The sequence below is a fragment of the Paenibacillus sp. FSL H8-0332 genome, from assembly GCF_037963835.1.
Lineage (GTDB): Bacteria > Bacillota > Bacilli > Paenibacillales > Paenibacillaceae > Paenibacillus_AQ > Paenibacillus_AQ rhizoplanae.
The window spans coordinates 826,754-848,804 of the sequence record NZ_CP150145.1 but is presented as its reverse complement, the minus strand read 5'-3'; the positions used below and the strand labels follow the sequence as shown (position 1 = coordinate 848,804).

Below are 22,051 nucleotides of genomic sequence, written 5' to 3'. Positions count from 1 at the left end.
CTATAAGCAGACCTGGGAAAGACGCCCCTGCGTGGGAACCTTAAAATTATTCCGGCAGACGGCGGTCCTGCGGAAGTTCTGTTGCTACCGTCTGCGCAGCCACAGGAGCAGGTGTCTCGCTCCGCTTGGCCGGTTCCGGCTCGTTCACAATCTCCCGCGCGCCGTCCTTGAATTCACGGAAGGTACGCCCGACTGCCCGCCCCAGCTCAGGAAGCTTATTGGGACCAAAGAGCAGCAGCGCCAAGATAACCAACAAGATAATTCCGGGTGTGCCAATACCACCTAACATACCGGTTTCCTCCCATCCTTCTGTCCGTTCATGACAATAGTTAACGATAAAATAATAATACCATAACTTATATCACACATCCATCGTCTATCCTGAACGATTTAGACAAAAGTGAAGAGAGCAGAGTCCGATTACTGGCGGTATTGTCCCGTAACCATTAACAGAGCTTCCGGCAGCTGGTCCATAATCGCCGCCAGATTCTCATGTACCCCCTTCGGGGTACCGGGCAGATTGACAATCAGGGTTCTTCCGCGGATACCGCAGATTCCCCGGAACAGCATAGCTGCGCGGTTCTTCTGCATCACCGTACTGCGCATCGCCTCGGAGAGTCCAGGCACTTCGCGTTCAATGACCCGCCGCGTCGCCTCCGGCGTCACATCGCGGATGGCCAGATCGGTTCCGCCGGTTGTCAGCACCAGATCCGCCTGGAAATAATCCGTAAGCTCAATCAATGCAGCAATAATCTCATCCTGCTCATCAGGCACGATCCGGTATTCAATGATCTCGCCGCCCAGCTCCTCCTCCACCAGCTCCCGAATCACCTGGGCGCTCGTGTCTTCCCGTTCGCCCCTGGCCCCTTTATCGCTGGCCGTCAGGATTGCTGTTTTCCACGCCATAGGTTGTCCCTCCCTCTCTATGTACTATGTATGTCCGGCTGCTGAAGCAGCTGCCGCTGCGCCTTCGGCTGTATCATTCCCTGCTGCTGCTCTACTCTGCCTCCAGCGCGTAATCCCCATTCTTGCCGCCGCTCTTGGACACCAGCATCGTAGGTCCGATAATCATGTCCTTCTGCAGCGCCTTACACATATCATATACGGTCAGCGCAGCTGCCGATACGGCAGTCAGCGCCTCCATCTCCACCCCGGTCTTGCCGGTAGTGCTGACGGTTGCTTCTATATATAGTTCATCTTTGTTGTTATCCATGAAGCGGATATCCACTCCGGTAAGCGGCAGCGGGTGGCACATGGGAATCCAGCTTGCGGTCTGCTTCGCCGCCATGATCCCTGCAACCTGAGCTACCGCTAGCACATCGCCCTTGCGGATCGTTCCCGCCTTAATGGCGCTCAGCGTCTCCGGGGCCATATGCACCTGGCTTCTGGCTGCTGCTGTCCGCTTGGTGACTTCCTTGTCGCTCACATCCACCATGCGGGCTCTGCCCTGCTCGTTGAAATGAGTTAATTCCATGTAGCCTCTCCTTCCGGCAATCCCAGATGCCGTTCTCCGTAATCAGCAGATCCATCAAGGCATCATGCTCTTCAAGCGGTACTTCGGGTACCAGCTGGAGGCCGTAGGCCAGACCAATCCACATAGGCTTGGCAGCCGTGCCGGAGACTCCGGCCTCCAGGGCAGTGCGCAAGCGGTCATAATAACCGCGTCCGTAGCCGAGGCGGCCGCCCCGCCGGTCAAAGGCCAGTCCGGGCACGAAGATGACCTCCGGCCAGCCGCTTCCCCGTCCTGCTTGTGCGATGGGGCCGGCAAGTGCAGCACTCCCGGCTGGCGGCTCCATGATCCCGTAGGTTCCAGGGACAAGCTCATCCCAGGAGCTTACCTGGTGAAGGCTTAAGTCCCCGCTCGCCCGGTTGACGCGGGGAAGCAGCACCTCATGCCCTTCCGCCCACGCCGCCGCAAGCAGCGGACGGCAGTCCAGCTCGGAGCGGAATGGCGCATAAGCAAGCAGGGAAGCTGCTCCTTCCTGTGAGAACCAGCTCCAGGCATGAGCGCATACCCGGGCGGATAACAGCTCCCGCTGCTCCATGAGCAAGGCATCGCGGAGCGCGGTATTCCCGGCGCGAAGCTCGCGCTTCCGCCCGGCTAGCCGCATGCTGCTGTCCTGCATAGGCAGCCTCCTCCTTCACTTATTCCTAGCTTATCATAGTTTGTAAGCTCAGTTTACCACTCTTCTCACTGGTTCGCCAAGGTTGATTCATTCCCCTTGTTAGAAGAATGGACCTCGCACGGCTAAGCTTTTTCATGTAAACTGGAGAATAAGATTAGACAATCGCCGGGGCGCAAGCCGCCAAGGCCAATTTGCAAGGGCGGAGGTTTCATCAGAATGCTTCTTCAAGCGACAGGAATTACGAAATCATACGGTATACAAAGCGTGCTGGACGGCATCAGCCTCATGGTGAACGAGAGGGAGAGAGTCGGGCTGGTTGGCGTCAACGGAGCAGGCAAATCGACCTTTCTGCAGATTCTCGCGGGTGAGATGTCTTATGACAGCGGGCAAATTCATAAGTCCAAGGAAACTACGATAGGGTACTTAGCCCAGAACAGCGGCCTACAATCGGATAACACTATACAGGAAGAGATGCTCGCCGTATTTGCGCCGCTGCTGGAAGCGGAAGCCGAGCTGCGGCAGCTGGAGACGGACATCGCCGATCCGGCGCTTGCCGAAGATCCGAAGCGTTATGAGGATCTGCTGGAGCGTTATGCCAGACGCTCCGACTGGTTCAAGGATCACGGCGGCTATGAGATCAATACACGCATCCGCAGTGTGCTGCACGGGATGGGCTTCGGGGAGTTCGCACCGGATACTCCGATCTCCACCTTAAGCGGAGGCCAGAAGACGCGTCTGGCGCTGGCCCGCATCCTGCTTCAAGCACCTGATCTGCTTATGCTCGATGAGCCGACCAACCATCTGGATATCGAGACGCTCACCTGGCTGGAGGATTATCTGCGCGGCTACGCCGGAGGCATCCTGGTCGTCTCCCATGACCGGTATTTCCTCGACCGCCTGGTAACGACCATCGTGGAGATTGAGCGCCACCAATCGCGCAGATACACAGGCAACTACAGCCGTTATATGGAGCTGAAGGCTGCGGAATACGAGATTCGTATGAAGCAGTATGAGAAGCAGCAGGACGAAATTTCGCGGATGGAGGATTTCGTGCAGCGCAACATTGTCCGGGCCTCCACCACCAAGCGGGCACAGAGCCGCCGCAAGGCGCTCGACAAGATGGAGCGCATCGACAAGCCGCTGGGCGACCTGAAGAAGGCCAGCTTCTCCTTCGAGCCTGACTTCATGTCCGGTAAGGAGGTACTACAGGTCCGTGAGGTCGCAGTCTCCTTCAGTCCTGAGGCTGCACCGCTCTTCCGCAATGCCTCCTTCGAGCTGCGGCGCGGCGAGACAGCGGCGCTGATCGGGCCGAACGGGATCGGGAAGTCCACACTGCTGCAATGTATGACCGGCACCCGCGAGCCTTCCCGCGGAACCGTGAACTGGGGAACCAAGGTGAAGATCGCTTACTATGACCAGGAGCAGACCCGGCTGAATCCGCGCAATACTGTGCTAGAGGAGCTGTGGAGCGAATATCCGATGCTCGAGGAGGCCAGAATCCGCACGATTCTCGGCAACTTCCTGTTCAGCGGCGAGGATGTACTTAAGAAGGTAGCTGCGCTGAGCGGCGGCGAGAAGGCCCGGGTGGCCCTGTCCAAGCTGATGCTGCGCGGAGCCAATATGCTGATTCTCGATGAGCCTACCAACCATCTGGATCTCATTAGCCGCGAGGTGCTCGAATCGGCCCTGATCGATTTTGAAGGCACATTGCTGTTCATTTCCCATGACCGTTATTTCCTCAACAAGATGGCTGAACGGGTACTTGAGCTGCACCCGGACGGAATTGATCAGTATTTGGGCAATTATGACGACTATATTGAGAAAAAGCTTGAGCTCAAAGCAATTGCCGAAGAGGAAGCCGAGCTTGCCGCCGCCAAGTCCTCCCGCAGTGCCGACAGCGAAGCCACATCCGCAGAGAAAGGCGGCTCCCTCTCCTATGAGGCGGACAAGCAGGCCAAACGCGAGGAACGTAACCGCCTGCGCCGCATCTCTGAACTGGAGGAGAATATCGCGAAGCTGGAGGAAGCCATCTCGGGGATTGAGCATGAGATGACTAAACCTGAGGTGTATCAGGATTATATGGCACTGCAGGAGCATGAAAGTGAGCTGAAGGACAAAAAACGCGAGCTGGGAGATTTATTTAGCGAATGGGAGAAACTGGCTGAGGAATAATGTAAAGGCGCTTCAAAAAAAATTTAACAGTTTCCAATTTGTTCAAATGTAGTTATCCACAGCCCCATCCACAGTTTCCGTGCATAACTATCGTCTGAAAATAGCCCTTTGGGGCTTTTTTCATGCGTAAAATGGCTACTTTGCTTGTCAAGGACTTTTTATCCACCGAATTATCCACATTATCCACAATTCTCACAATTCTGTTTCATAGCATAACCTCCTGTTTATGGTGCTCGCAAAAAAGGCGTTATTGCTGATTTTACACGGTTTTTACACAAATCGTGCGGAATATGTGGATAACGTTGTCCACAGGTTGACAAATGCCGCATGGGTCAAAAATCATGTTAGGTTTAGACGATATGTACGTTCACTTGTGCGCCATCCGGCCCACGCTCCTAGGCAACGCCTTATGTGGTCGGTTTTTCGATTACATTTGGCTCGCGCACCCTCACCCGGCGCATTGTGATCGGTTTTTCGATTACATTTGGCTCGCGCACCCTCATCCGGCGCATTGTGATCGGTTTTTCGATTACATTTGGCTCGCGTACCCTCATCCGGCGCATTGTGGTCGGTTTTTCGATTACATTTGCCTCGCGTACCCTCATCCGGCGCATTGTGGTCGGTTTTTCGACTACAATGCGCCCGTCAGCCGTCGCGGCATATAATGTGTTTGGTTTTTCGTATACATTTGGCCATACGCCGCCCCGCCAGCCCTGGACAGCAAATACGCCTCTGCCGATGTCGGTGACATGGCAGAGGCATCCGGCCGATCAAAAGCGTTGAACCTGCGAGGCAACTTCGCTCTGGTCTCTGGTCTCTGGTCTCTGGTCTCTGGTCTCTGGTCTCTGGTCTCTGGTCTCTAGCTGTTCACCGCCGAGCCGGGAGTGAGCACCTCCGATTCCGACAGCAGCGCCGCATTACAAGCGGCGATGTAAGCAATGCCTGCGGCCATCACAATATCGTGATGGATGGCCGTGCCCCGGAACTTGGTGTCCTTCCACTCCACCATGACGGCGGCCTCGGCCTGGGCATTCCCGCCGCTGCCGAGGGAATGCAGCTCCAGCCCGTCGAAGCGGATATCCTCGGCAATCCCTTGCCCTATAGCGGCAATGATTGCTTCCAGCGGACCGTCTCCGGTGCTGGTCTGGGTCGTCTCTGCGCCGCTCTGCAGATGGCGCACTGTCACTGCAGCCACGCGGCGCGGCGCGCTGCCGGCCAGGACCTGGACCTCGCCGAGCGCATAGACCTGCGCCTGCTGTCCTGTGGTGCTGCTGACCATCCGCAGCAGCTCATCATCGCTGACGGCCTTCTGGCGGTCAGCCGTCTCCTTGAAGGATTCGTAGAGCGCGTCCAGCTCCGCCGAATCCAGGGCAATACCGTACTTCGCGGCGCGGTCCTTCAGCGCATGCCTGCCGGAATGCTTGCCGAGGATAATCATGCTGCGCGGGATGCCCAGCCGTTCCGGGTCCATAATCTCGTAGGTGCTGCGGTCCTTCAGCAGACCGTCCTGATGGATGCCGGATTCATGCTGGAAGGCATTGCGCCCGACCACCGGCTTGTTGAAGGCAATCGGGAAATGCATCGCCCCGCTGATCATCCGCGAGGTGTCATACAGCTTATCCAGCACGATTCCAGTCTCGGCGCCGATAGAGTCTCCGCGTGTCTCCAGCGCCATGACCAGCTCCTCCAGCGCACAGTTGCCGGTGCGCTCGCCCACACCGTTGACCGTGACCTCAATCTGCGTGGCGCCGCCTTCAATGGCCGCCAGGCTGTTCGCTACGGCGAGGCCCAGATCGTTGTGGCAGTGGGCGCTGTAGATGACCTTGTCGCCGCCCCGGGCCCCAAGCCGCACACGCCGGAACATCTCTCCATATTCCTGCGGCAGCGCATAACCTACCGTGTCCGGCAGATTGATAATCGAAGCGCCCTCTTCAATCACCGCCTCGACCATCTCGATCAGATCGTCGATACCCGTCCGCGCAGCGTCCATTGCAGTGAACTCTACCACGTCGCAGAACTGGCGGGCATAAGCCGTCATCTCTCTGGCAACCGCTACAACCTCAGGACGGCTCATGCGCAGCTGATGGCGCAGGTGGATGTCGGAGGAGGAAATGAACAGATGAATCCGCCGCCGCGCAGCATCCCGGGTGGCCCGTACAGCAGCATCGATATCCCCCTTGACCGCACGTGCGAAGCCGCAGATCTCCACGCCCTGAATGTTGCGGGAGATCGTCTCCACCGCGGCGAAATCCCCCGGGCTGGATACAGGGAACCCCGGCTCCATGACATCCACTCCCAGGTCCGCCAGCTTGGCGGCCAGAATAATCTTTTGCTCAGGGGTAAGACTGGCCCCCGGGGCCTGCTCCCCATCGCGCAGCGTCGTGTCAAAAATCTGAATTCGTTTCTTTACCGGAATGATCATCTTAATTCCTCCTCAAATTAGGTTTATATCATGGAGGGCTGCCTCCTAAAAAGCACAAAGACCCCCCGTCTCTTATAAAGAGACGGGGGGTCAGCCCTCCGCGGTACCACTCTTTTTGACGCATAGGCTCCCTAATGTATAGAAGTCCCGGCTGCGTCCAGCTTAGCATCAGATCTCCCAATCCAAGGTAAGAGGAAGTCCGGGGGATCTGAATAGTCCGGTAACGGGGACATCCGTAGCAGCGTACCTGTAGCTCTTTCCTCTGCTCCGCTCACGGGCGAGATTCGCCAGCCTCTGGTGTCTGCGTCGCACCTCCCCGCAGCTCTCTGTTCACCTTAGCCGTCTACTACTCCCGATCCTTGCGTGTCATTCCTATTTATTTCCTTCTTATTTGTGCACAAAAAAGCCCGCCGTCTCATTCAAGAGACGACAGGCTGTTCACTGTCGCGGTACCACTCTTGTTGATATCCGAACCCGCTAACCTTCCAGCTGTTCTAAGATACCCACTCCATGTCTGCAAGGTTCCCGGAATGTTCCCACTCCGCCAAAGCCCTGACTGACCACCCTCTCACGGAGGTTAACCGTAACGATGTACCTAAGGTCGCCGGATTACATGCTGTACCGGCCAATGCTCCTGTTCAAAGAGCCCCTTGCTTCCACCGCTCCGCTCCCGGACGAGTTCAGGTCTCCATCGACTGCGTCGCACCTGCCCGCAGCTCTCTTATCCCGGAGTGACCTTACTGCTTCCGATCATTGCGTTTGTTCAAATATAAGATGATTGAATTGAACTGATTATACCCGGCGGCTTCTGCAAAAGTCAATAGGCAGATACCGACCATTTCTCCAGCGAATAGCCGGGATCGGCTACCATATCCAGCGGAATCCCGCCTTCATGTCTCCATTTCACGTAAGCTGCGGCACCAATCATCGCCGCATTATCCGTACAATACACGGGAGGAGGGATAATCAGCTCAATCCCTTCTGCCCCGCAGCGCCGGGTCAGGGCTTCACGCAGCCCCTTGTTCGCCGCTACCCCTCCGCAGAGCAGAAGCTGCTCCGCGTGGTATTCCCGGACGGCACGGATCGCCTTCTCGACCAGCACTTCAACTACGGATTCCTGGAAGCCGCGCGCAATGCCCGCAACATCCGGCACAAGCCCCTTCATCTTGCTCTGATTCACCGCGTTCAGCACCGCAGACTTCAGGCCACTGAAGCTGAAGTCATACGAACCCGGCTCCAGCCACACACGCGGCAGAGCGAAGGCTGCTTCCGCTTCATGCGCCAGCTTGTCCACATGCGGCCCTCCCGGATAAGGAAAGCCCAGGGCCCGCGCTACTTTGTCGTACGCTTCGCCGACCGCATCGTCACGGGTGCGCCCGATGATCCGGAACCTGCCTTCCCGCTCCATATGCACCAGCTCCGTATGCCCCCCGGACACGACCAGCGTCATGCCCGGATACTTCAATTCCTTGACCAGCCGGTTGGCATAGATATGACCGGCAATATGATGCGTGCCGATGAGCGGCTTGCCCCAGGCCAGCGCCAGGCTTTTGGCAGCCACGACTCCCACCAGCAGCGCCCCCACCAGCCCCGGACCCTGCGTTACCGCCACAGCCGTCAGCTCCTGCGGACGTACGCCTGCCGCGCTTAAAGCTTCTTCAATGACCAGCGTAATCACCTCAACATGCTTGCGGGAGGCCACTTCAGGCACCACACCCCCGAATGCCCGGTGGGTCTCAATCTGGCTGGAAATGATATTGGACAACACCTCGCACCCATCCTTCACTACAGCTACAGAGGTCTCGTCACAACTGGTTTCAATCGCCAGAATCAATACAGGCTCCCTTGCGCCCGTGTCTGTCTTCATTTCAAGTCCACGCTTCCTTCCGTTACAGCTTGCTCCCCGTACTCCGGCAGATCGGCCCACATGATGAGCGCATCCTCACGGTTGTCCGAATAATAGCCCTTGCGGGTACCGGCAGGCTTGAAGCCTTTTTTGCGGTATAAATTCTGGGCCACCTCATTGGAGACCCGTACTTCAAGCGTGATTGACTTCATGCCGAGATAAGCCGCCGTCTTCATCAGCTCGTCCAGCAGCCGCTCGCCCCATTTACGCCCCCGGTATGCCTCCAGCAGTGCAATATTAGTCACATGCGCCTCATCGACAATCGCCCACATTCCGGCGTAGCCGATAATATGCCCTGCCAGCTCCATTACCATATATTTAGCAAAATGATTGTGGGACAGCTCGTTGCGGAAGGCTTCCTCTGTCCAAGGCATGGTGAAGGCCTCCCGTTCAATCACAAGAATCGCAGGCACATCCTCCAGCCGCATCAGGCGAAAAACAAGCTCAGTCCCCTGAGCTGGTCTACGTTCCGGTTCGATCATCGTGTATTCAGGCTCCCTTCGCTGCTGCGGCGCAGATTCGCCTCCGCCTCCGACAGCTGCGTATAATTGGGAATCAGCGTATGCAAATCTCCGCTCTCTTCGTAGAGACCCGACTCCGCCAGGAATCCGGTCCAGCGTCCTTCCAGCTCATAAGGCAGTGCCTGGACGTTGGCGGCTTCCATCAGCGGAGCCAGCGTATCCGCACTTCCATGCAGTGCCGTCTCGCCTACGAACCACAGGGTGTCCGGCAGATTGCCCTCAGCTGCGGCTTCCTTCAGCCGTACCGCCAGCTCCTGCACCCAGTCGGCCATCAGCCTGATGGCATCCGGCGCCAGCCGCCGGGGAGGCTTGTCCCCGTCCGCCGCGAATACAGCGGTGTATGCCTGTCCCCGCCGGGCATCGATCAGCGGAATGATCCAGTCTGTTCCTGCCGTGCCGTTCGGGGACGTTATGGAGCCTTGCTTCTGCTGCGCAGAAGCCGCATGATATCCGCCCCAGGCCAGCGCATGGAGGCTGGATACGCCGGTAACCGGAACGTTCCAGGCCCAGGCCAGCGTCTTGGCTGCGGTCACAGCGATCCGTGTTCCGGTATAGGAGCCCGGACCGATCCCGACCGAGATTCCGCCGATTGTATCGGCCGTAGTGGCAGACGCCTGGAGCGCCTGCTCAATAATAGGCAGCAGATGAACCGAATGGTTCCGCTCCCCGGAAGCATTGATCTCATGCAGCAGCTCCCCGCCGTTAGTAACGGCCACTCCCAGAACTGCCGTTGATGTATCCAGCGCCAAAAACCGCTTGCGCGGCTCATTATTCGAGTTCGTCATGTTTCTTTACCCCACTTCTGGATCAGCATCCGGCACACTTCGCCGTAAGACTCTCCGATTCCGGTCACCGTTATCTCCCGTTCATCCGGGCCGGCGGTCTTCAGCTCTATATGGAGATGCCGCGGCGGCATCAGGTCCTTAATAATCCGGCTCCACTCCACCAGACTCACACCATCGCCATAGAAATACTCTTCCAGCCCCAGCTCGTCCGCTTCCTGCAGCGATATCCGGTATACATCCATATGATACAGCGGCAGACGTCCTTCATACTCTTTGATAATGGTAAAAGTAGGACTATTCACAATGCCCTCCACCCCTAAATGGCGCGCATAGCACTGCGAGAACGCCGTTTTGCCTGCACCTAAATCTCCGTCAAGGCCGATGACCATCCCTTCCGATGACACGGCAGCAATGGCGGCGGCAAGTGCCTCCGTATCCTGAAGGCTGAATGAACGGTACGTAAACACCGTTTGTTTATTATTGTCCAAAGCTGCAACTACCACCTTTTTGAAGTCCCTAACGGTTAACAATATCCTTAATTATATCGGTATGCTACTTGCACCGCAACAGCCTCTGTCAGTCCGTCGAGACCACTTGAGCCGCCCCAGGCTTCCCCGGATGCCGGGAGAACAGGCTATGCAGCACCATTCCGCCAATAATGACCGCGATCCCCGCCCATGAGAGGAAGGAAGGCAGCGGCGAAGCCAGCAGGAGCATCTCCCCCAGCAAGGCGAACAGTACCTCCAGTGACTGGGTCGCTTCCACAGCTGCGAGACTGCTCATGCTGCCTTGGACCAGATCGGTTGCCCGGAAAAATAGCACCGTCGCCACAATTCCCGAACTGAGTGCAACGATGACCGATTGTCCTACCTGAGAGGAGGAAGGCAGCCCTGTATCTGCCATGCCGTACAGGGCAATAGCCAGCCAGAAAGGCAGGCTGGCAAGCGTCATGCCGAGAATCCGCTGGAATACATCCAGCTGGCCGCCGCACAGCTCCATCATCTTGCGGTTGCCGAGCGGATAAGCGAAGGAAGCGATAAGTACCGGGACAATGCCCAGCAGGACCTGGGAAGGAGCGAGCTGCCGCGCCTGCTCTACTTGCAGCAGCGCTACTCCTGCGAGAATAATCAGGGAGAGAAGCAGCCCGCGCAGCGGGATTTTACCTCTTATGTATACTTGTCCTCCCGGTCCGCTGACCCATTCTCCGAAGAACGGAGCGAGCAGCGAACCGGAGATAATTGTGATCTGCCACGTTCCCGCGCTCAGCCAGCCCGGTGCATAGGCAGCGGCGAAGCAGATGGGCGCGTAGAACAGGCCGAACCCGACAGTGCCCCACAGCAGCCAAGCCCCCGGACGCTCTCTCATCGCAGCCAGCAACGGCTTCAGCCTCCCTCTTCCGGCCACAATCGCCAGCAGCAGCGGCAGCGTGAACAAGTACCGCAGCGAGGCGCTCCAGGCCCAGCTTCCTCCCGCAAGCTCCATCCTCCGGTTCAGCACAAACGTCACCGCAAAAAACAGCGCCGAGCACACACCCAGCAATATCGGACGCACTTCCATCATCTCTTTTCGTCAAAATTCTTCTTCCAAATATAGGGGGTCACCACTCCCGGCGTCAATATCTGTGTCAGCTATAATTAGAGGGCTAAGGCTCCATGTCCGGTAGTAAGGCCATAAAAAAGCAGGGTACTCCCCGCGATGCTGTCACCGCCAAGAGAACCCTGCTCCAATGAGTATTTTACCTGGATACCTACCTGACTTATTGTGCTAACCCGCTACTTCCCCTGCTCCTCCAGCCGCTCAACACCAACAGTCTGCGTATTCGTCGGCCGGGAGCCTACCTGAACCGTTGCCATGCCGTTATCGGGATCGACATGCTCAATCCAGACCGGCTCACCGTCGAGATGTACCGCGATCTTGTCCTTGGAAGCGTAAATATCCTTCGCACGTGTTATATCCATTCTCTTCCTGCCTCCTTATTCCTCGTCATCTTCCGCCGGAAGCTCCCCAATCGTTGCATCGGCATCCAGCAGCCCAGCATCCTCATCCAGCCCGGCATCCTCGGGATCGGCAATAATATTGTCCCAATTGACCGCCTCTGCCGGAATATCCTGCTCGGATAACGCATCGCTCCAGTGATAGTGCTCCTTGTCCATAATGCCTCCTCTTCTCGCTATGTGTCTGTGTAAGCTGAGCAGCATTATTTTTTCCCATGACTCTCAAATAATGCATCCGGCTAGAAAAAGCACTGCCGCCCCATACTAAGCCATACCACATCCCATCAGGAGGCGATTCTTATGCATACCGTTTGGAAAGGTGCCATCAGCTTCGGGCTTGTGCATGTTCCGGTCAAGATGTTCTCTGCTACGGAGGATAAAGACATCTCGCTGCGCTACATCCACAAAGAATGCGGCAGTCCGCTGTCTTATGTACGTAAATGTCCTGTCTGCGACAAGGAAGTCGCCTGGGAGGAGATCGGCAAGGGATACGAATATGAGAAGGGCAAGTTTGTCCTGTTCGACAAGGAGGAGCTGGATCAGCTAAGCGAGGAGAGCAGCAAGAGCATCACCATACTGGATTTCGTGGATTTGACGGAGATCGACCCGATTTATTTCCAGAAGACCTATTATTTATCGCCCGATCAGGCAGGTGCCAATGCCTACCGTCTGCTGATGGAGGCGATGCGTCAGACCGGGAAGATAGGTATTGCCAAGATCTCCATCCGCTCCAAAAGCAGTCTGGCCGCCATCCGCGTCCTGGCCGATTGCCTGGCGATTGAGACGATCTATTACCCGGACGAGGTCCGTCCGGTATCACAGGTCCCGGGCCTGCCGGAGCCGGGCAGTGTGAACGACAAAGAGCTGGACATGGCCAAGCTGCTGATTTCACAGCTGTCCACCCCGTTCGAGCCTGCCAAATACACCGATGATTACCGCCAGCGGATGCTTGATCTGATCACGCATAAGATTGCAGGCGAAGAGTTCCATATTGCTCCCGCCCGCCAGGAGAATAATGTTATCGATCTAATGGCCGCCCTACAGGCCAGTATCGAGGCAGTGCAGCATATTCCTTCCGATCCCGGACCCGCCAAGGGAGGCAGCGGGGCTAAGCCGAAGACTGCTGCAGGAGCGAAGAAACGTCCGGCCAAGGCCACTGCCGCCACGACTACAACCGATACACCCGCCGCCCCGGTTGTAGATGAAGCCACCGGACCGATTCCGGTGATTGCCCCGAAGCCGAAGCGCAGAAGCGCGAAGAGCAAGGGCACCGGTGCCTAGCGGCCGGACGTCTGCACCCGCCGCCAAGCTGGACAGCTCCCTTCAGCTTCAACCCGTCACTCCGTTTGAGCCTGTGTTAGCCTCTGTGCTTCCAAGCGGGGACCAGTGGATCGCCCAGATCAAATGGGACGGCGTGCGGATGATCTCCTATTACGACGGGAGCCATGCCGAACTGATTAACCGCCGGGGCAACCGGCGCACGCTCCAGTATCCTGAGCTGGACGGACCAGAGAGCTATTGCCGGGCCGGCTCCTTCATTCTGGATGGCGAGATCATTGCGCTCAGCGGCGGCAAGCCCTCCTTCCATGAGGTCATGCGGCGGGACAGCCTGAAGAACGAGGCTGCGATCCGGGCAGTGCAGCCGCAGGTTCCGGTGCTGTATATGGTATTTGATATGCTGTACTGTAACGGCATCTGGCTGCTGGACCAACCGCTTTTCCGGCGGCAGGAGCTGCTGAAGGAGATGCTGCTGCCCCATCCCCATGTGCAGCAGGTGCCGAGCTACCCGGACCCCGCCCAGTTGCTCACCGCTGCGCGGCAAGGCAGTCTGGAAGGGATCGTCTGCAAGGATCTGGACAGCACCTATGCACCCGGCGGCAAAGACAAGCGTTGGCAGAAGCTCAAGATTATCTCCGATGTCACCGCAGTCGCCGGTGGTGTCACCTTCCGGGACGGCATTGTGAATGCGCTGCTCTTCGGCCTGTATGATGATACAGGCGGGCTGCATTATATCGGACATGCCGGGGCGGGCAGAATGACTGTCCAGGACTGGCGGACGCTGACCGAACGGATTCCGGGGCTTGTCACAGAGCAAATGCCGTTTGCTGCACTTCCGCAGCGAAGCTCAGGCTCCGTTTGGATTAAGCCTGAGCTGGTGTTTAAGCTGCATTTTCTGGAATGGAATCCCTCCGGCACCTTCCGCCAGCCTGTGATTCAGGCTCAGGTCGATCTGCCCGCCCATTCTTGTTCTTTAAGCCAGAGGGGGTTTTAGCTGCCTATCTGCGCTCAGCCGCATGGGCAAGCACAATGGTTGCCGCCTCACCGCTGCACCATACCAGCGGCAATGCTCTCCCATTGCTCCCGGGTCAGCCGCTTATCCGGCGGGTCCGCTATCAAAGCAAGCCCTCCGTAGGCGTTATCATACCAATACAGTATGCTTACCGAACTTCCGTTCTCTTCTCCAGCGCCTGCCCCCGGAATGAACAGCAGCTCCTTATCCTCGTAGGTCCATAGTTCAGCGGTTTGGCCGGGGGATACGTGAATTTGCGAAGGACCGGTTGTTGCTGCGTTATTCCAGAATAACTGAAGCTTCAGCTGCTGGCTGCCATCCTGATAGATCACCTCGGCGCTTGCGATATTCTCCAAGGGCCATAAAGTTGCAGCCAGCGGATTCCCGTCCGGAGCAGCTTCCGTTTTGGCCTTCAATGCCTCCAGTGCCAGCCTATACTCCGGCTCAAACGCAGAGGGGGTTTTGGCGAACAGCCGGCCCTCGGCAAACTGTAACCCGCCTATTCGCTCAGGCGGCAGTGCAAAGCTCCACTTGCCCGTTTGCTCCCGGGCGGCTGACAGCTTCGCGTAGTTGGTATACGTAACCGTTCTGCTAGTGAAAAATAGCGGTTTCCCATAACCCAGCCCGTTCATCAATGCAATCAATTCACTGTCATTGACATAATAAGCTGCTGTCTCTCCCGGCTGTAAATCCGCTTGCGCCTGTTGTTCATATTGCTCCCTTAGCTTAAAGAAACGTTCTCGGGCAGAGCTAGAGCCAATGTAGGCCGGCGTGTAGACCTTCAATTCTGCATTCTTCACCTGTGCCACAATTCTGCCGCCGTTATCCTTCAAGACCAGAGGCTGCCCCTCCGTCTGCCGGATGACCGCAAAGTCCGGGTGCAGCGTCCCCGTAGTTTCCTGGTCCGTCACATGGCGGAGAACGCTAAACCCAGCCAGCCCCAGCAGCGCAACTGCGCAGAGTCCGGCGGCCAGCCTTCTGCCCCGCTGTACCGCAGGACGCTTCGCAGGCATTTGCTGCCTGGTCATCACAGGCCCCTGCCTAACCATTTCTGGCACCGCTTGCCCCGGTGAAGCTGGCGTTCCGCCGCCCTCTGATGCAAGACGCTGGTCATGGATGACCCGTACCCGCTCCATAACGGATGACTTAACATCAATGCTGCCCGCTGCCTCACCTGCGCCCATTCGTCTTATCCTTTTTTCTTCAGCAGTGAATTGCTCGTCCATGGTGATGCCTCCCCCTCTCTTTGCGATTGCAGCAGGTCGGTGAGCTTAACGATCGTACGCCGGTATCTTTTCTTGACCGCATCCTGATTCTTGCCCAGAATGACGGCGATTTCGGCAAAGCTCTGCTCTTCAAAAATCCGCAGCACCAGCAGGTTCCGCTCCTCCGGCTTCAGCCGGGATAGCGCTACAGCGAGCGGTTCATCGAACAGGAATCGGTCCATCTGCTGCTCCGGGCTTTCCGCATATTTCTGCGGCCGCAGCAGCAGCATCACCCGGCTCTGCCGCTGGCGCTGGCGGATAACCGCCAGGCAATGATGATAGGCGATTTTATACATCCATGAAGAGAAGCTGACCAGCGGACGATACTTGCCGATATTTTGATAGGCTTTGACCAGAATCTCCTGCACGGCATCCTCCGCCTCTGCCCCGCTGCCTAGCAGACGGCTGCAATAACGGTACATCGGCTGCTGAAAAGCTTCAACGATCCGCCCGTACTGCTCCACTTCGCCGTTTTGAACCTTAACAACGAGGTGTTCCATTTCATCCAAAATCGTAAAACGCTCCTCTCTTCTAGCTAACACTCTTATAAGCGCCTGCTCGGGCCAAAAGGGACATTTTGCGTAAAAAAAGTACACTGGCCTGTCTTTGCCGGAATCCCGACTGAAAAACTAAAGTAAGGCAAATACTATATAGATTGAACTTGGAATTTAAGTTAAGGGGAAAGTGGCGGAGGGGAATTTTGGAACTGGAGGAGCGGTAGCGACCGCCTTTGTCTGCGGATTTCAACCGTTAAAAACGGTATAAAATCATGAAATCTGCAGACAACAGCGGCCGGAAGTCCAAAACTTCTCTGGAGTCACGGATAACCCTTAAATATAAAAATCATTGGTTCAATCTATATAGGCAGACATAGACAAGCCTAAGGAGGGGTGTCCCATGCCAGCGGCCACTAAAGGAACTATTACCGTAGACGGGCAGCAAATCAGCATCACCAATCCCGACAAACCGCTTTGGCCCGAGATGGGCATCACTAAGCAGATCTATCTGCAAAAGCTTGCAGCCCTCTCGCCCTACCTGCTGCGCTATTGCAAGGACCGGCTGCTCACGGTGATCCGCTATCCCCACGGCGTCCCCGGGATGTCCTTCTATCAGAAGAACGCCCCGGAGCCGCTGCCGGAATTCGTCAGCACGGCGGTGCAGGATGATATTACCTACATTGTGCTGCAGGGCCTGCCGGAGCTGCTCTGGCTGGGCAATCTGGCCGCGCTCGAATTCCACCCTTCCCTCCATTATGCCGGCAGTACGCTGCCCTGCGAATGGATGATCGATCTGGACCCTTCGCTTGAGGTCGAACCGCGGATTATGGAAGCTGCTGCTGTGGTAGGAGAGGTGCTGAGATCGCTCGGGCTGGCCTCGGTTCCCAAAACCTCGGGAGCCACCGGAGTGCAGATCATTGTTCCGGTTAAGCCGGGGGTCACCTTCGATGATCTGCGCCGGATCGGGCATTTCGTAGGCCGTTATGTTACCGAGAAGCGGCCCGATCTCTTCACCCTGGAGCGCCTGAAGAAGCATCGCGGGGACAAAATATACTTCGATTATCTCCAGCATTACGGCGGCAAAACACTCGCTGCCCCTTACACCCCGCGCGCCCGGCCGCTGGCTACTGTCTCCACTCCCCTCCTGTGGGAGGAGGTTGAACGGGGCGTCAAGCCTACAGATTTTAACCTGCTGAATATAGAAGAGCGTCTCAGCCGGTTAGGAGATCTGATTGCCAAGGTTCCTCCTCAGCCGGTCGAAGCAATTATTGCCAAGCTTCCCTCAGGACAGCAATAAGCCCGCAAATGCCATTCTCAGGCTGCGGGCTTACCCTGGCGTCCTTAATCAGGACGGAAGGTATTATTATATATGGGCATGCGGCGAAGCAAGTCAGGACCGCCGTATGGGTTACTCTGTCGTTCGTAAATATACCTTCCTTCGAAGCGTTCCGGCTGAACCGGTGACGCTAATGCTAATGAATTGCTTTTTTCTTGAATCGGCCGCCCTTAACATCATGGATATTGCCTATCGCGATGAATGCTTCGGTATCCCAATCCTCTACGATAGACTTCAGCTTCGCTTCTTCCAGACGGGTAATAACTACAAAGATCACTTTCTTGTTATCGCCGGAGAATCCGCCTTCACCATCAAGATAAGTCACTCCGCGTCCCAGACGCTCCGTCAGAGCTTCGCCGATATCACGGAATTTATCGCTGATAATCCATACCGATTTCGACTGATCCAGACCTTCAAGTGTAATATCTATCAGTTTAAAAGCAATGTAATAAGCAATTAATGAAAACATCGCATTATTCCAGCCGAACACAAAGCCTGCGCCGGACAGAATAAACAGGTTGAAGAACATGACGACTTCCCCTACAGAGAACGGAAGCTTCTTGGACACAAGAATGGCTACAATCTCAGTTCCGTCAAGCGATCCGCCATAACGGACAACGAGTCCAACCCCCACTCCTAGGATTACCCCTCCGAATACTGCTGCCAGCAGCGGCTCAACCGTAATAGGATTCACAGGATGGAGCAGTTGGGTTCCAATGGACATCAGAACTACAGCGAATAGAGTAGATAAGGCAAACGTCTTGCCAATCTGCTTATAACCGATGACCAGAAACGGCAGGTTAAGCAGGGTTAACAAAATACCGAGCGGTATATTAAAAATATGGGACAACATAATGGAAATACCGGTGATTCCGCCATCAATCAACTTATTGGGAACAAGAAAAATTTCAAGGGCAACAGACATCATGGCCGCTCCGATGACAATCATCACAATCCGCTGGGCCAGTCTTGCCGTCTTGAACACTCCAGACTTCTGCGGCTTCTTCTGTTCTTCACTCGTAAAGATATGTTGGCTTACAGTCATAGAACTCCCCCTATAAATAGTATATCTAAGAAGCTTACGAAAGCGAACGTACAATCGTGCTTTCTCCCCTGTTCTTCTTATATTTCCATTATATCATAAAGGAACCTCAAATAACGCATGTAAATTGATATAACCTTCGATAAACGATGATTCCGCCATCTTTTCTCTCATAATAGCGGAGATAAGAGCTGACACAGACTTTCTATGCGTTTGACATTACGGCTGCGCTCCCGGAACTTTTTCGGATCAATGAATTCACTGTGCTTCAGGTCTCTGCTGAAGTCCTCAGCCAGCTCTGTAATAATCTCCGGACGGAGCAGCACCGCTGTCAGCTCGAAGTTGGAATAGAAGCTGCGCATGTCCAGATTGGCACTGCCGACGGTGGCCAGCAGGCTGTCAATAATCATTACCTTGGCATGCATGAACCCTGTGGTATAGCGGTAAAATTTCACGCCGGCGTCCTGCAGATTCTCCAGATACGACAACGTGGCATAATAGACCAGCTTGTTATCCGGCTTCGCCGGGATAATGATCCTTACGTCCACTCCGCTAAGGACCGCATTCTTCAGCGCCCTGCTTATCGCAGGGTCAGGGATGAAATACGGCGAGGTCATCCAGATCCGCTGCCTTGCAGCACAAATAGAAGCGAAATACATCTCCTGGGTGGCATCTATCGCCGCATCCGGGCCGCTGGCGACAATCTGCACGGCATCCCTTCCGCTACAGTCATGATCCGGGAAGAAGCGCGGATGGCTGATAATATCACCGGCCGCCAGCCGCCAGTCCTTGAGAAACACATACTGCAGATGATAGACGGCATCCCCTTCCAGCCGCAGGTGCGTATCCCGCCAGTAGCCCATTTTCGGATTCTTGCCCAGGTAATCATCGCCTATGTTCATGCCTCCGGTGAATCCGGTTAGTCCGTCCACCACCAGGATCTTCCGGTGATTGCGGTAGTTGAACCGGCGGTCCGGCAGTGCAGTCAGCGGAGGCAGAAAAAAATAGACCTGCACCCCCGCGTTCTTCAGTGTATTCACAAAGCCCCGGCTTAGTTTATGGCTTCCCAGTCCATCGCACAGCAGGCGCACCCTCACCCCCTGGCGTACCTTGCGGATCATCAGCTCCTGAAACTGCTTGCCGATCCCGTCATCCCGGAAAATATAAAATTCCATGTGGATATGCTCCTGCGCACGCTCCATCGCCTCCAGCATGGACTTATACGCTTCCTGCGCGCCGGAGAGCACCTCACACCGGTTATGGCTTGTAACCGGATTGTCCGCCAGCCCCGAGAACAGGTGCAGCAGCTCAGAGCGGTGCTCAAAGCCGGGGTTTCCGGTGTCTTCCACCTGTTTGACCCTATGAATCTTACCGGCAACGTGAATGCGGATTTCCCGCAGCAGGGAGACGCACCGGTTGCCAAGCTTGCGGCTCTGCCAGTAATCACGGCCCAGGAAATAGTAGAACAGCAGGCCCAGCGGCGGGCAGCAGAAGGTGATACATATCCAGGCAAGTGCCCGCTGCGGACGGCGAAATTCGGAAGCGGTAATAATAGCAAGCTGCACAATAAAAAGACATAAGATAACGGCAAATATCCTCATTCCGGGCCTCCTGATCAACTGTAAGAACTATTACTATCTCTGCGGGCATAGACGGCGCTTGCTAACTTTCATGAGGAATCTGCCGCGGCAGAAGCCTGCGCTTACTACAGGTTTTGCCTTAACTCTCCTTCTTTATTCAAGTAAACCGTTGTCATGTTCACCTTAGTTATGGAATACATAGAGTAGTAGGACGAATCGGATAAGCCCCCTGCACCCCGACAGATGATATCAGTCAGTTCATACCCAGCGGCTTCCATGGCCGCAGTAAGGAGACGTTATGAAGAGTCAGCCAAGTCAGGAAAAGATTACGCTGCTCGTTATGCGTGAGGCCGGACGGCCTGTGAAGCAGCTGCAGATGTCGAAGCCCTTCGCTCTGGCGCTGCCTGCCGCAGCCGCGCTGTCCCTCTCCAGTCTGGTCACCTCCATGCATATCCATGCTTCCCGGTCCATCGCAGAGCTGGAGGCCGAAGCGGCCGCCTTATCACTGACCAATATCCGCATGGAGCTGAAGGTTGCTGATAAGGATCAGGCGCTACAGCAGCTGCGCGGCCAGGTAAGCGAGCTCTCGGAGGAAGCGGAGAGCATTAAAGACAAGCTGAAGAGTGTGACTGAGCTGGAAGAGCAGCTGCAATCACTGATCAACAAAGAAACCACCTCTTCTGCTGCCGGTAGCGGTTCTAGTGCGGCTATCCGCACTGAAAATGCTGGCGCCAAGACCTACAGCGCGGATACGTCAACCTCAGCAGCTTCCGGCAACGGCAGGCAGCTGCTTGTGGCGGGCTTGCCGGATACCGGCGCTGCTGCCGCTGGAACCCATGGCAAAGTCAGCCGGTTAAGCGCCGGCCCGTTCATCCGGGAGCAGCTGGAAGCCGTCCCTCCTGCCGTATCGCCGCCTGCCGCCGTATCCCCTGCCATTAACTTCCGGTTCCAGGCTGCTGCCACCGCACTGCGCCGGACGGTGAATCCGCAGGTCGGCGGTGAATATGTCGCCGTCTACGAGAATGATCCGCAGCGGCTGGTTGAGGAGACAAAGGACGACTTCGAGGAGATCCACAGCATCATGGATGAGATGATTGGCAGTATCTCCAGCACGATTACCCAGGCCGAAAAGGCACACAAGACGAGAGCGGATGTTCAAGCAAAACAAGCCCAGGAGAAGCAAGCCCGGCTGGCGCGGGCTGTGATGTGGCCTACCGGCTCGAAGGTCATCACCTCCAGCTTCGGTTACCGCTCCGATCCTTTTAAGGGCGTCTCTGCTTATCATTCAGGGATTGATATTGCAGGAAATATCGGAGATGCAGTATACGCGGCGCTGGGCGGTGTGGTTACCTCGGCAGAACAAATGGGAGCCCGGGGCAAATACATCATAATCAAGCATGACAATGGACTGGAGACCTGGTACATGCATTTGAACCAGATGACGGTCACCCCCGGTGAACGGGTCGGCAAAGGGGAGCAGATCGGCATGCTGGGCAGCACCGGGCGCAGCACGGGCCCCCATCTGCATTTTCAGGTCGTGAAGCAGAACAAGCCGGTGAATCCGCTCAATTATGTTAAGCCTTTATAGGTTCAAGAATATAAGGAGGAATGCGGGAATGTGGAACAGACGTCAACCGGGTGCTTCGCTGAGGTCAACCGACTCGCTGATCGGACATGGCGGCACGCTTGAGGGGAAAGTGCATTGCGATACGAACCTGCGGATTGAAGGGAATTTCAGCGGGGAGATTCTATGTGAGGGTACTGTGACGGTTGGTGAACAGGGCACCGTCCACTCCAGCATTGAGGCGCAGGAGATCATTATCGCCGGCAAGGTCTATGGAGACGTAACCGCCCAGCGGAAGCTCATTCTGACCGGAACGGGACAGCTGCACGGCAATATTGCCGCCGGTTCCTTGAGCATTACGGAAGGCAGCCTGCTGAACGGGGCTGTGGCCATGACCGAACAGCCCGCCCCTGAGACAGCGGGCGGGCTGCATACGGTCACTGCCAAGAAGACTGCAGCCAAGCGCAGAGAGAGCAAGCAGAGTAAGCTGGAGGGCGCATGAGCCGTAAGCTCTCAGCCTGTACACCTAAACTGGCAAGCTCCTTCTTGCT

23 protein-coding genes and 2 other annotated features are annotated in these 22,051 nt (G+C 56.1%); of the genes, 7 read left to right on the top strand and 16 right to left on the bottom strand.

What is annotated here, in order from left to right; all coding sequences use genetic code 11:
- Positions 1-46 precede the first annotated feature (46 nt).
- From NST43_RS03630 to NST43_RS03615, 4 genes are all read right to left on the bottom strand, one after another.
- Complete coding sequence (locus tag NST43_RS03630) at positions 47-289, bottom strand: twin-arginine translocase TatA/TatE family subunit (RefSeq protein WP_209993296.1); 243 nt, start codon at positions 287-289, stop codon at positions 47-49.
- Between the two features lie 131 nt (positions 290-420).
- On the bottom strand, positions 421-906 hold the full coding sequence (locus NST43_RS03625; RefSeq protein ID WP_036693720.1) for a MogA/MoaB family molybdenum cofactor biosynthesis protein: 486 nt from the start codon (positions 904-906) through the stop codon (positions 421-423).
- A gap of 91 nt (positions 907-997) precedes the next feature.
- The gene (gene moaC, locus NST43_RS03620; protein WP_339222602.1) at positions 998-1,435 is read right to left on the bottom strand and encodes a cyclic pyranopterin monophosphate synthase MoaC; all 438 of its coding nucleotides are present in this window, start codon (positions 1,433-1,435) and stop codon (positions 998-1,000) included.
- Positions 1,344-2,126, bottom strand: a complete 783-nt coding sequence (locus NST43_RS03615) for a 5-formyltetrahydrofolate cyclo-ligase (protein ID WP_339222600.1) — start codon at positions 2,124-2,126, stop codon at positions 1,344-1,346. Before NST43_RS03615 ends, moaC begins: the two co-directional genes overlap by 92 nt.
- A 216-nt stretch (positions 2,127-2,342) precedes the next feature.
- Here NST43_RS03615 and NST43_RS03610 point away from each other — a divergent pair, with 216 nt between their 5' ends.
- Together NST43_RS03610 and NST43_RS03605 are read left to right on the top strand one after the other, a co-directional pair.
- Positions 2,343-4,298, top strand: a complete 1,956-nt coding sequence (locus tag NST43_RS03610; protein ID WP_339222598.1) for an ABC-F family ATP-binding cassette domain-containing protein — start codon at positions 2,343-2,345, stop codon at positions 4,296-4,298.
- Positions 4,299-4,709: 411 nt separating this feature from the next.
- A complete protein-coding gene (locus NST43_RS03605) occupies positions 4,710-5,081 on the top strand; it encodes a hypothetical protein (protein WP_339222596.1) in 372 nt (123 codons plus the stop codon).
- A 76-nt stretch (positions 5,082-5,157) separates the two neighbouring features.
- Here NST43_RS03605 and NST43_RS03600 read toward each other — a convergent pair whose 3' ends face one another.
- The 8 genes from NST43_RS03600 to NST43_RS03565 all read right to left on the bottom strand — a co-directional run bounded on the left by NST43_RS03600 (position 5,158) and on the right by NST43_RS03565 (position 12,085).
- The gene (locus tag NST43_RS03600; RefSeq protein ID WP_339222594.1) at positions 5,158-6,720 is read right to left on the bottom strand and encodes a 2-isopropylmalate synthase; all 1,563 of its coding nucleotides are present in this window, start codon (positions 6,718-6,720) and stop codon (positions 5,158-5,160) included.
- A 75-nt stretch (positions 6,721-6,795) separates the two neighbouring features.
- Positions 6,796-7,089, bottom strand: a binding site (T-box leader).
- 50 nt (positions 7,090-7,139) lie between these two features.
- Positions 7,140-7,483: a binding site (T-box leader), on the bottom strand.
- A gap of 54 nt (positions 7,484-7,537) precedes the next feature.
- Complete coding sequence (tsaD, locus tag NST43_RS03595) at positions 7,538-8,587, bottom strand: tRNA (adenosine(37)-N6)-threonylcarbamoyltransferase complex transferase subunit TsaD (protein WP_339222592.1); 1,050 nt, start codon at positions 8,585-8,587, stop codon at positions 7,538-7,540.
- Positions 8,584-9,108, bottom strand: coding sequence for a ribosomal protein S18-alanine N-acetyltransferase (rimI, locus tag NST43_RS03590; RefSeq protein WP_339222590.1), 525 nt, complete (start codon positions 9,106-9,108; stop codon positions 8,584-8,586). Before rimI ends, tsaD begins: the two co-directional genes overlap by 4 nt.
- Complete coding sequence (gene tsaB / locus NST43_RS03585) at positions 9,105-9,932, bottom strand: tRNA (adenosine(37)-N6)-threonylcarbamoyltransferase complex dimerization subunit type 1 TsaB (protein WP_339222588.1); 828 nt, start codon at positions 9,930-9,932, stop codon at positions 9,105-9,107. Before tsaB ends, rimI begins: the two co-directional genes overlap by 4 nt.
- Positions 9,929-10,399, bottom strand: coding sequence for a tRNA (adenosine(37)-N6)-threonylcarbamoyltransferase complex ATPase subunit type 1 TsaE (gene tsaE, locus NST43_RS03580; protein WP_339225329.1), 471 nt, complete (start codon positions 10,397-10,399; stop codon positions 9,929-9,931). The genes tsaB and tsaE overlap by 4 nt, the downstream gene beginning before the upstream one ends.
- 109 nt (positions 10,400-10,508) lie before the next feature.
- A complete protein-coding gene (locus NST43_RS03575) occupies positions 10,509-11,483 on the bottom strand; it encodes a multidrug resistance efflux transporter family protein (protein WP_339225328.1) in 975 nt (324 codons plus the stop codon).
- Positions 11,484-11,704: 221 nt separating this feature from the next.
- Positions 11,705-11,890, bottom strand: a complete 186-nt coding sequence (locus tag NST43_RS03570; RefSeq protein WP_339222586.1) for an H-type small acid-soluble spore protein — start codon at positions 11,888-11,890, stop codon at positions 11,705-11,707.
- A gap of 15 nt (positions 11,891-11,905) precedes the next feature.
- Positions 11,906-12,085: a hypothetical protein gene (locus NST43_RS03565; protein WP_339222584.1), complete on the bottom strand. Its 180-nt coding sequence runs from the start codon at positions 12,083-12,085 to the stop codon at positions 11,906-11,908.
- Between the two features lie 141 nt (positions 12,086-12,226).
- On the opposite strand from NST43_RS03565, the gene NST43_RS03560 reads away from it, so the two are divergent.
- Positions 12,227-13,207 carry a Ku protein gene (locus tag NST43_RS03560; protein WP_209993285.1) on the top strand — a complete coding sequence of 327 codons (981 nt, stop codon included), beginning with the start codon at positions 12,227-12,229 and terminating at the stop codon, positions 13,205-13,207.
- A complete protein-coding gene (locus tag NST43_RS03555) occupies positions 13,200-14,198 on the top strand; it encodes a DNA ligase (RefSeq protein ID WP_339222582.1) in 999 nt (332 codons plus the stop codon). Before NST43_RS03560 ends, NST43_RS03555 begins: the two co-directional genes overlap by 8 nt.
- A 47-nt stretch (positions 14,199-14,245) precedes the next feature.
- Here the strand turns inward: NST43_RS03555 and NST43_RS03550 are convergent, their stop codons facing one another.
- Positions 14,246-15,442 carry a hypothetical protein gene (locus NST43_RS03550; RefSeq protein WP_339222580.1) on the bottom strand — a complete coding sequence of 399 codons (1,197 nt, stop codon included), beginning with the start codon at positions 15,440-15,442 and terminating at the stop codon, positions 14,246-14,248.
- Positions 15,406-15,981, bottom strand: coding sequence for a sigma-70 family RNA polymerase sigma factor (locus NST43_RS03545; RefSeq protein WP_339225327.1), 576 nt, complete (start codon positions 15,979-15,981; stop codon positions 15,406-15,408). Before NST43_RS03545 ends, NST43_RS03550 begins: the two co-directional genes overlap by 37 nt.
- A 397-nt stretch (positions 15,982-16,378) precedes the next feature.
- Between NST43_RS03545 and ligD the strand changes: the two genes are divergently transcribed.
- Positions 16,379-17,275 carry a non-homologous end-joining DNA ligase gene (gene ligD, locus NST43_RS03540; RefSeq protein ID WP_209993281.1) on the top strand — a complete coding sequence of 299 codons (897 nt, stop codon included), beginning with the start codon at positions 16,379-16,381 and terminating at the stop codon, positions 17,273-17,275.
- 175 nt (positions 17,276-17,450) lie between these two features.
- On the opposite strand, the gene NST43_RS03535 is transcribed toward ligD, so the two are convergent.
- Entirely contained in the window at positions 17,451-18,359 is a 909-nt protein-coding gene (locus NST43_RS03535; protein ID WP_339222578.1) for a YitT family protein, read from the bottom strand.
- Between the two features lie 167 nt (positions 18,360-18,526).
- Positions 18,527-19,957, bottom strand: a complete 1,431-nt coding sequence (cls, locus tag NST43_RS03530) for a cardiolipin synthase (RefSeq protein WP_209993280.1) — start codon at positions 19,955-19,957, stop codon at positions 18,527-18,529.
- Positions 19,958-20,234: 277 nt separating this feature from the next.
- On the opposite strand from cls, the gene NST43_RS03525 reads away from it, so the two are divergent.
- Positions 20,235-21,524, top strand: a complete 1,290-nt coding sequence (locus NST43_RS03525; RefSeq protein WP_339222576.1) for a M23 family metallopeptidase — start codon at positions 20,235-20,237, stop codon at positions 21,522-21,524.
- A 28-nt stretch (positions 21,525-21,552) separates the two neighbouring features.
- Positions 21,553-22,002, top strand: coding sequence for a polymer-forming cytoskeletal protein (locus NST43_RS03520; RefSeq protein WP_339222574.1), 450 nt, complete (start codon positions 21,553-21,555; stop codon positions 22,000-22,002).
- The last annotated feature ends 49 nt before the right edge of the window (positions 22,003-22,051 follow it).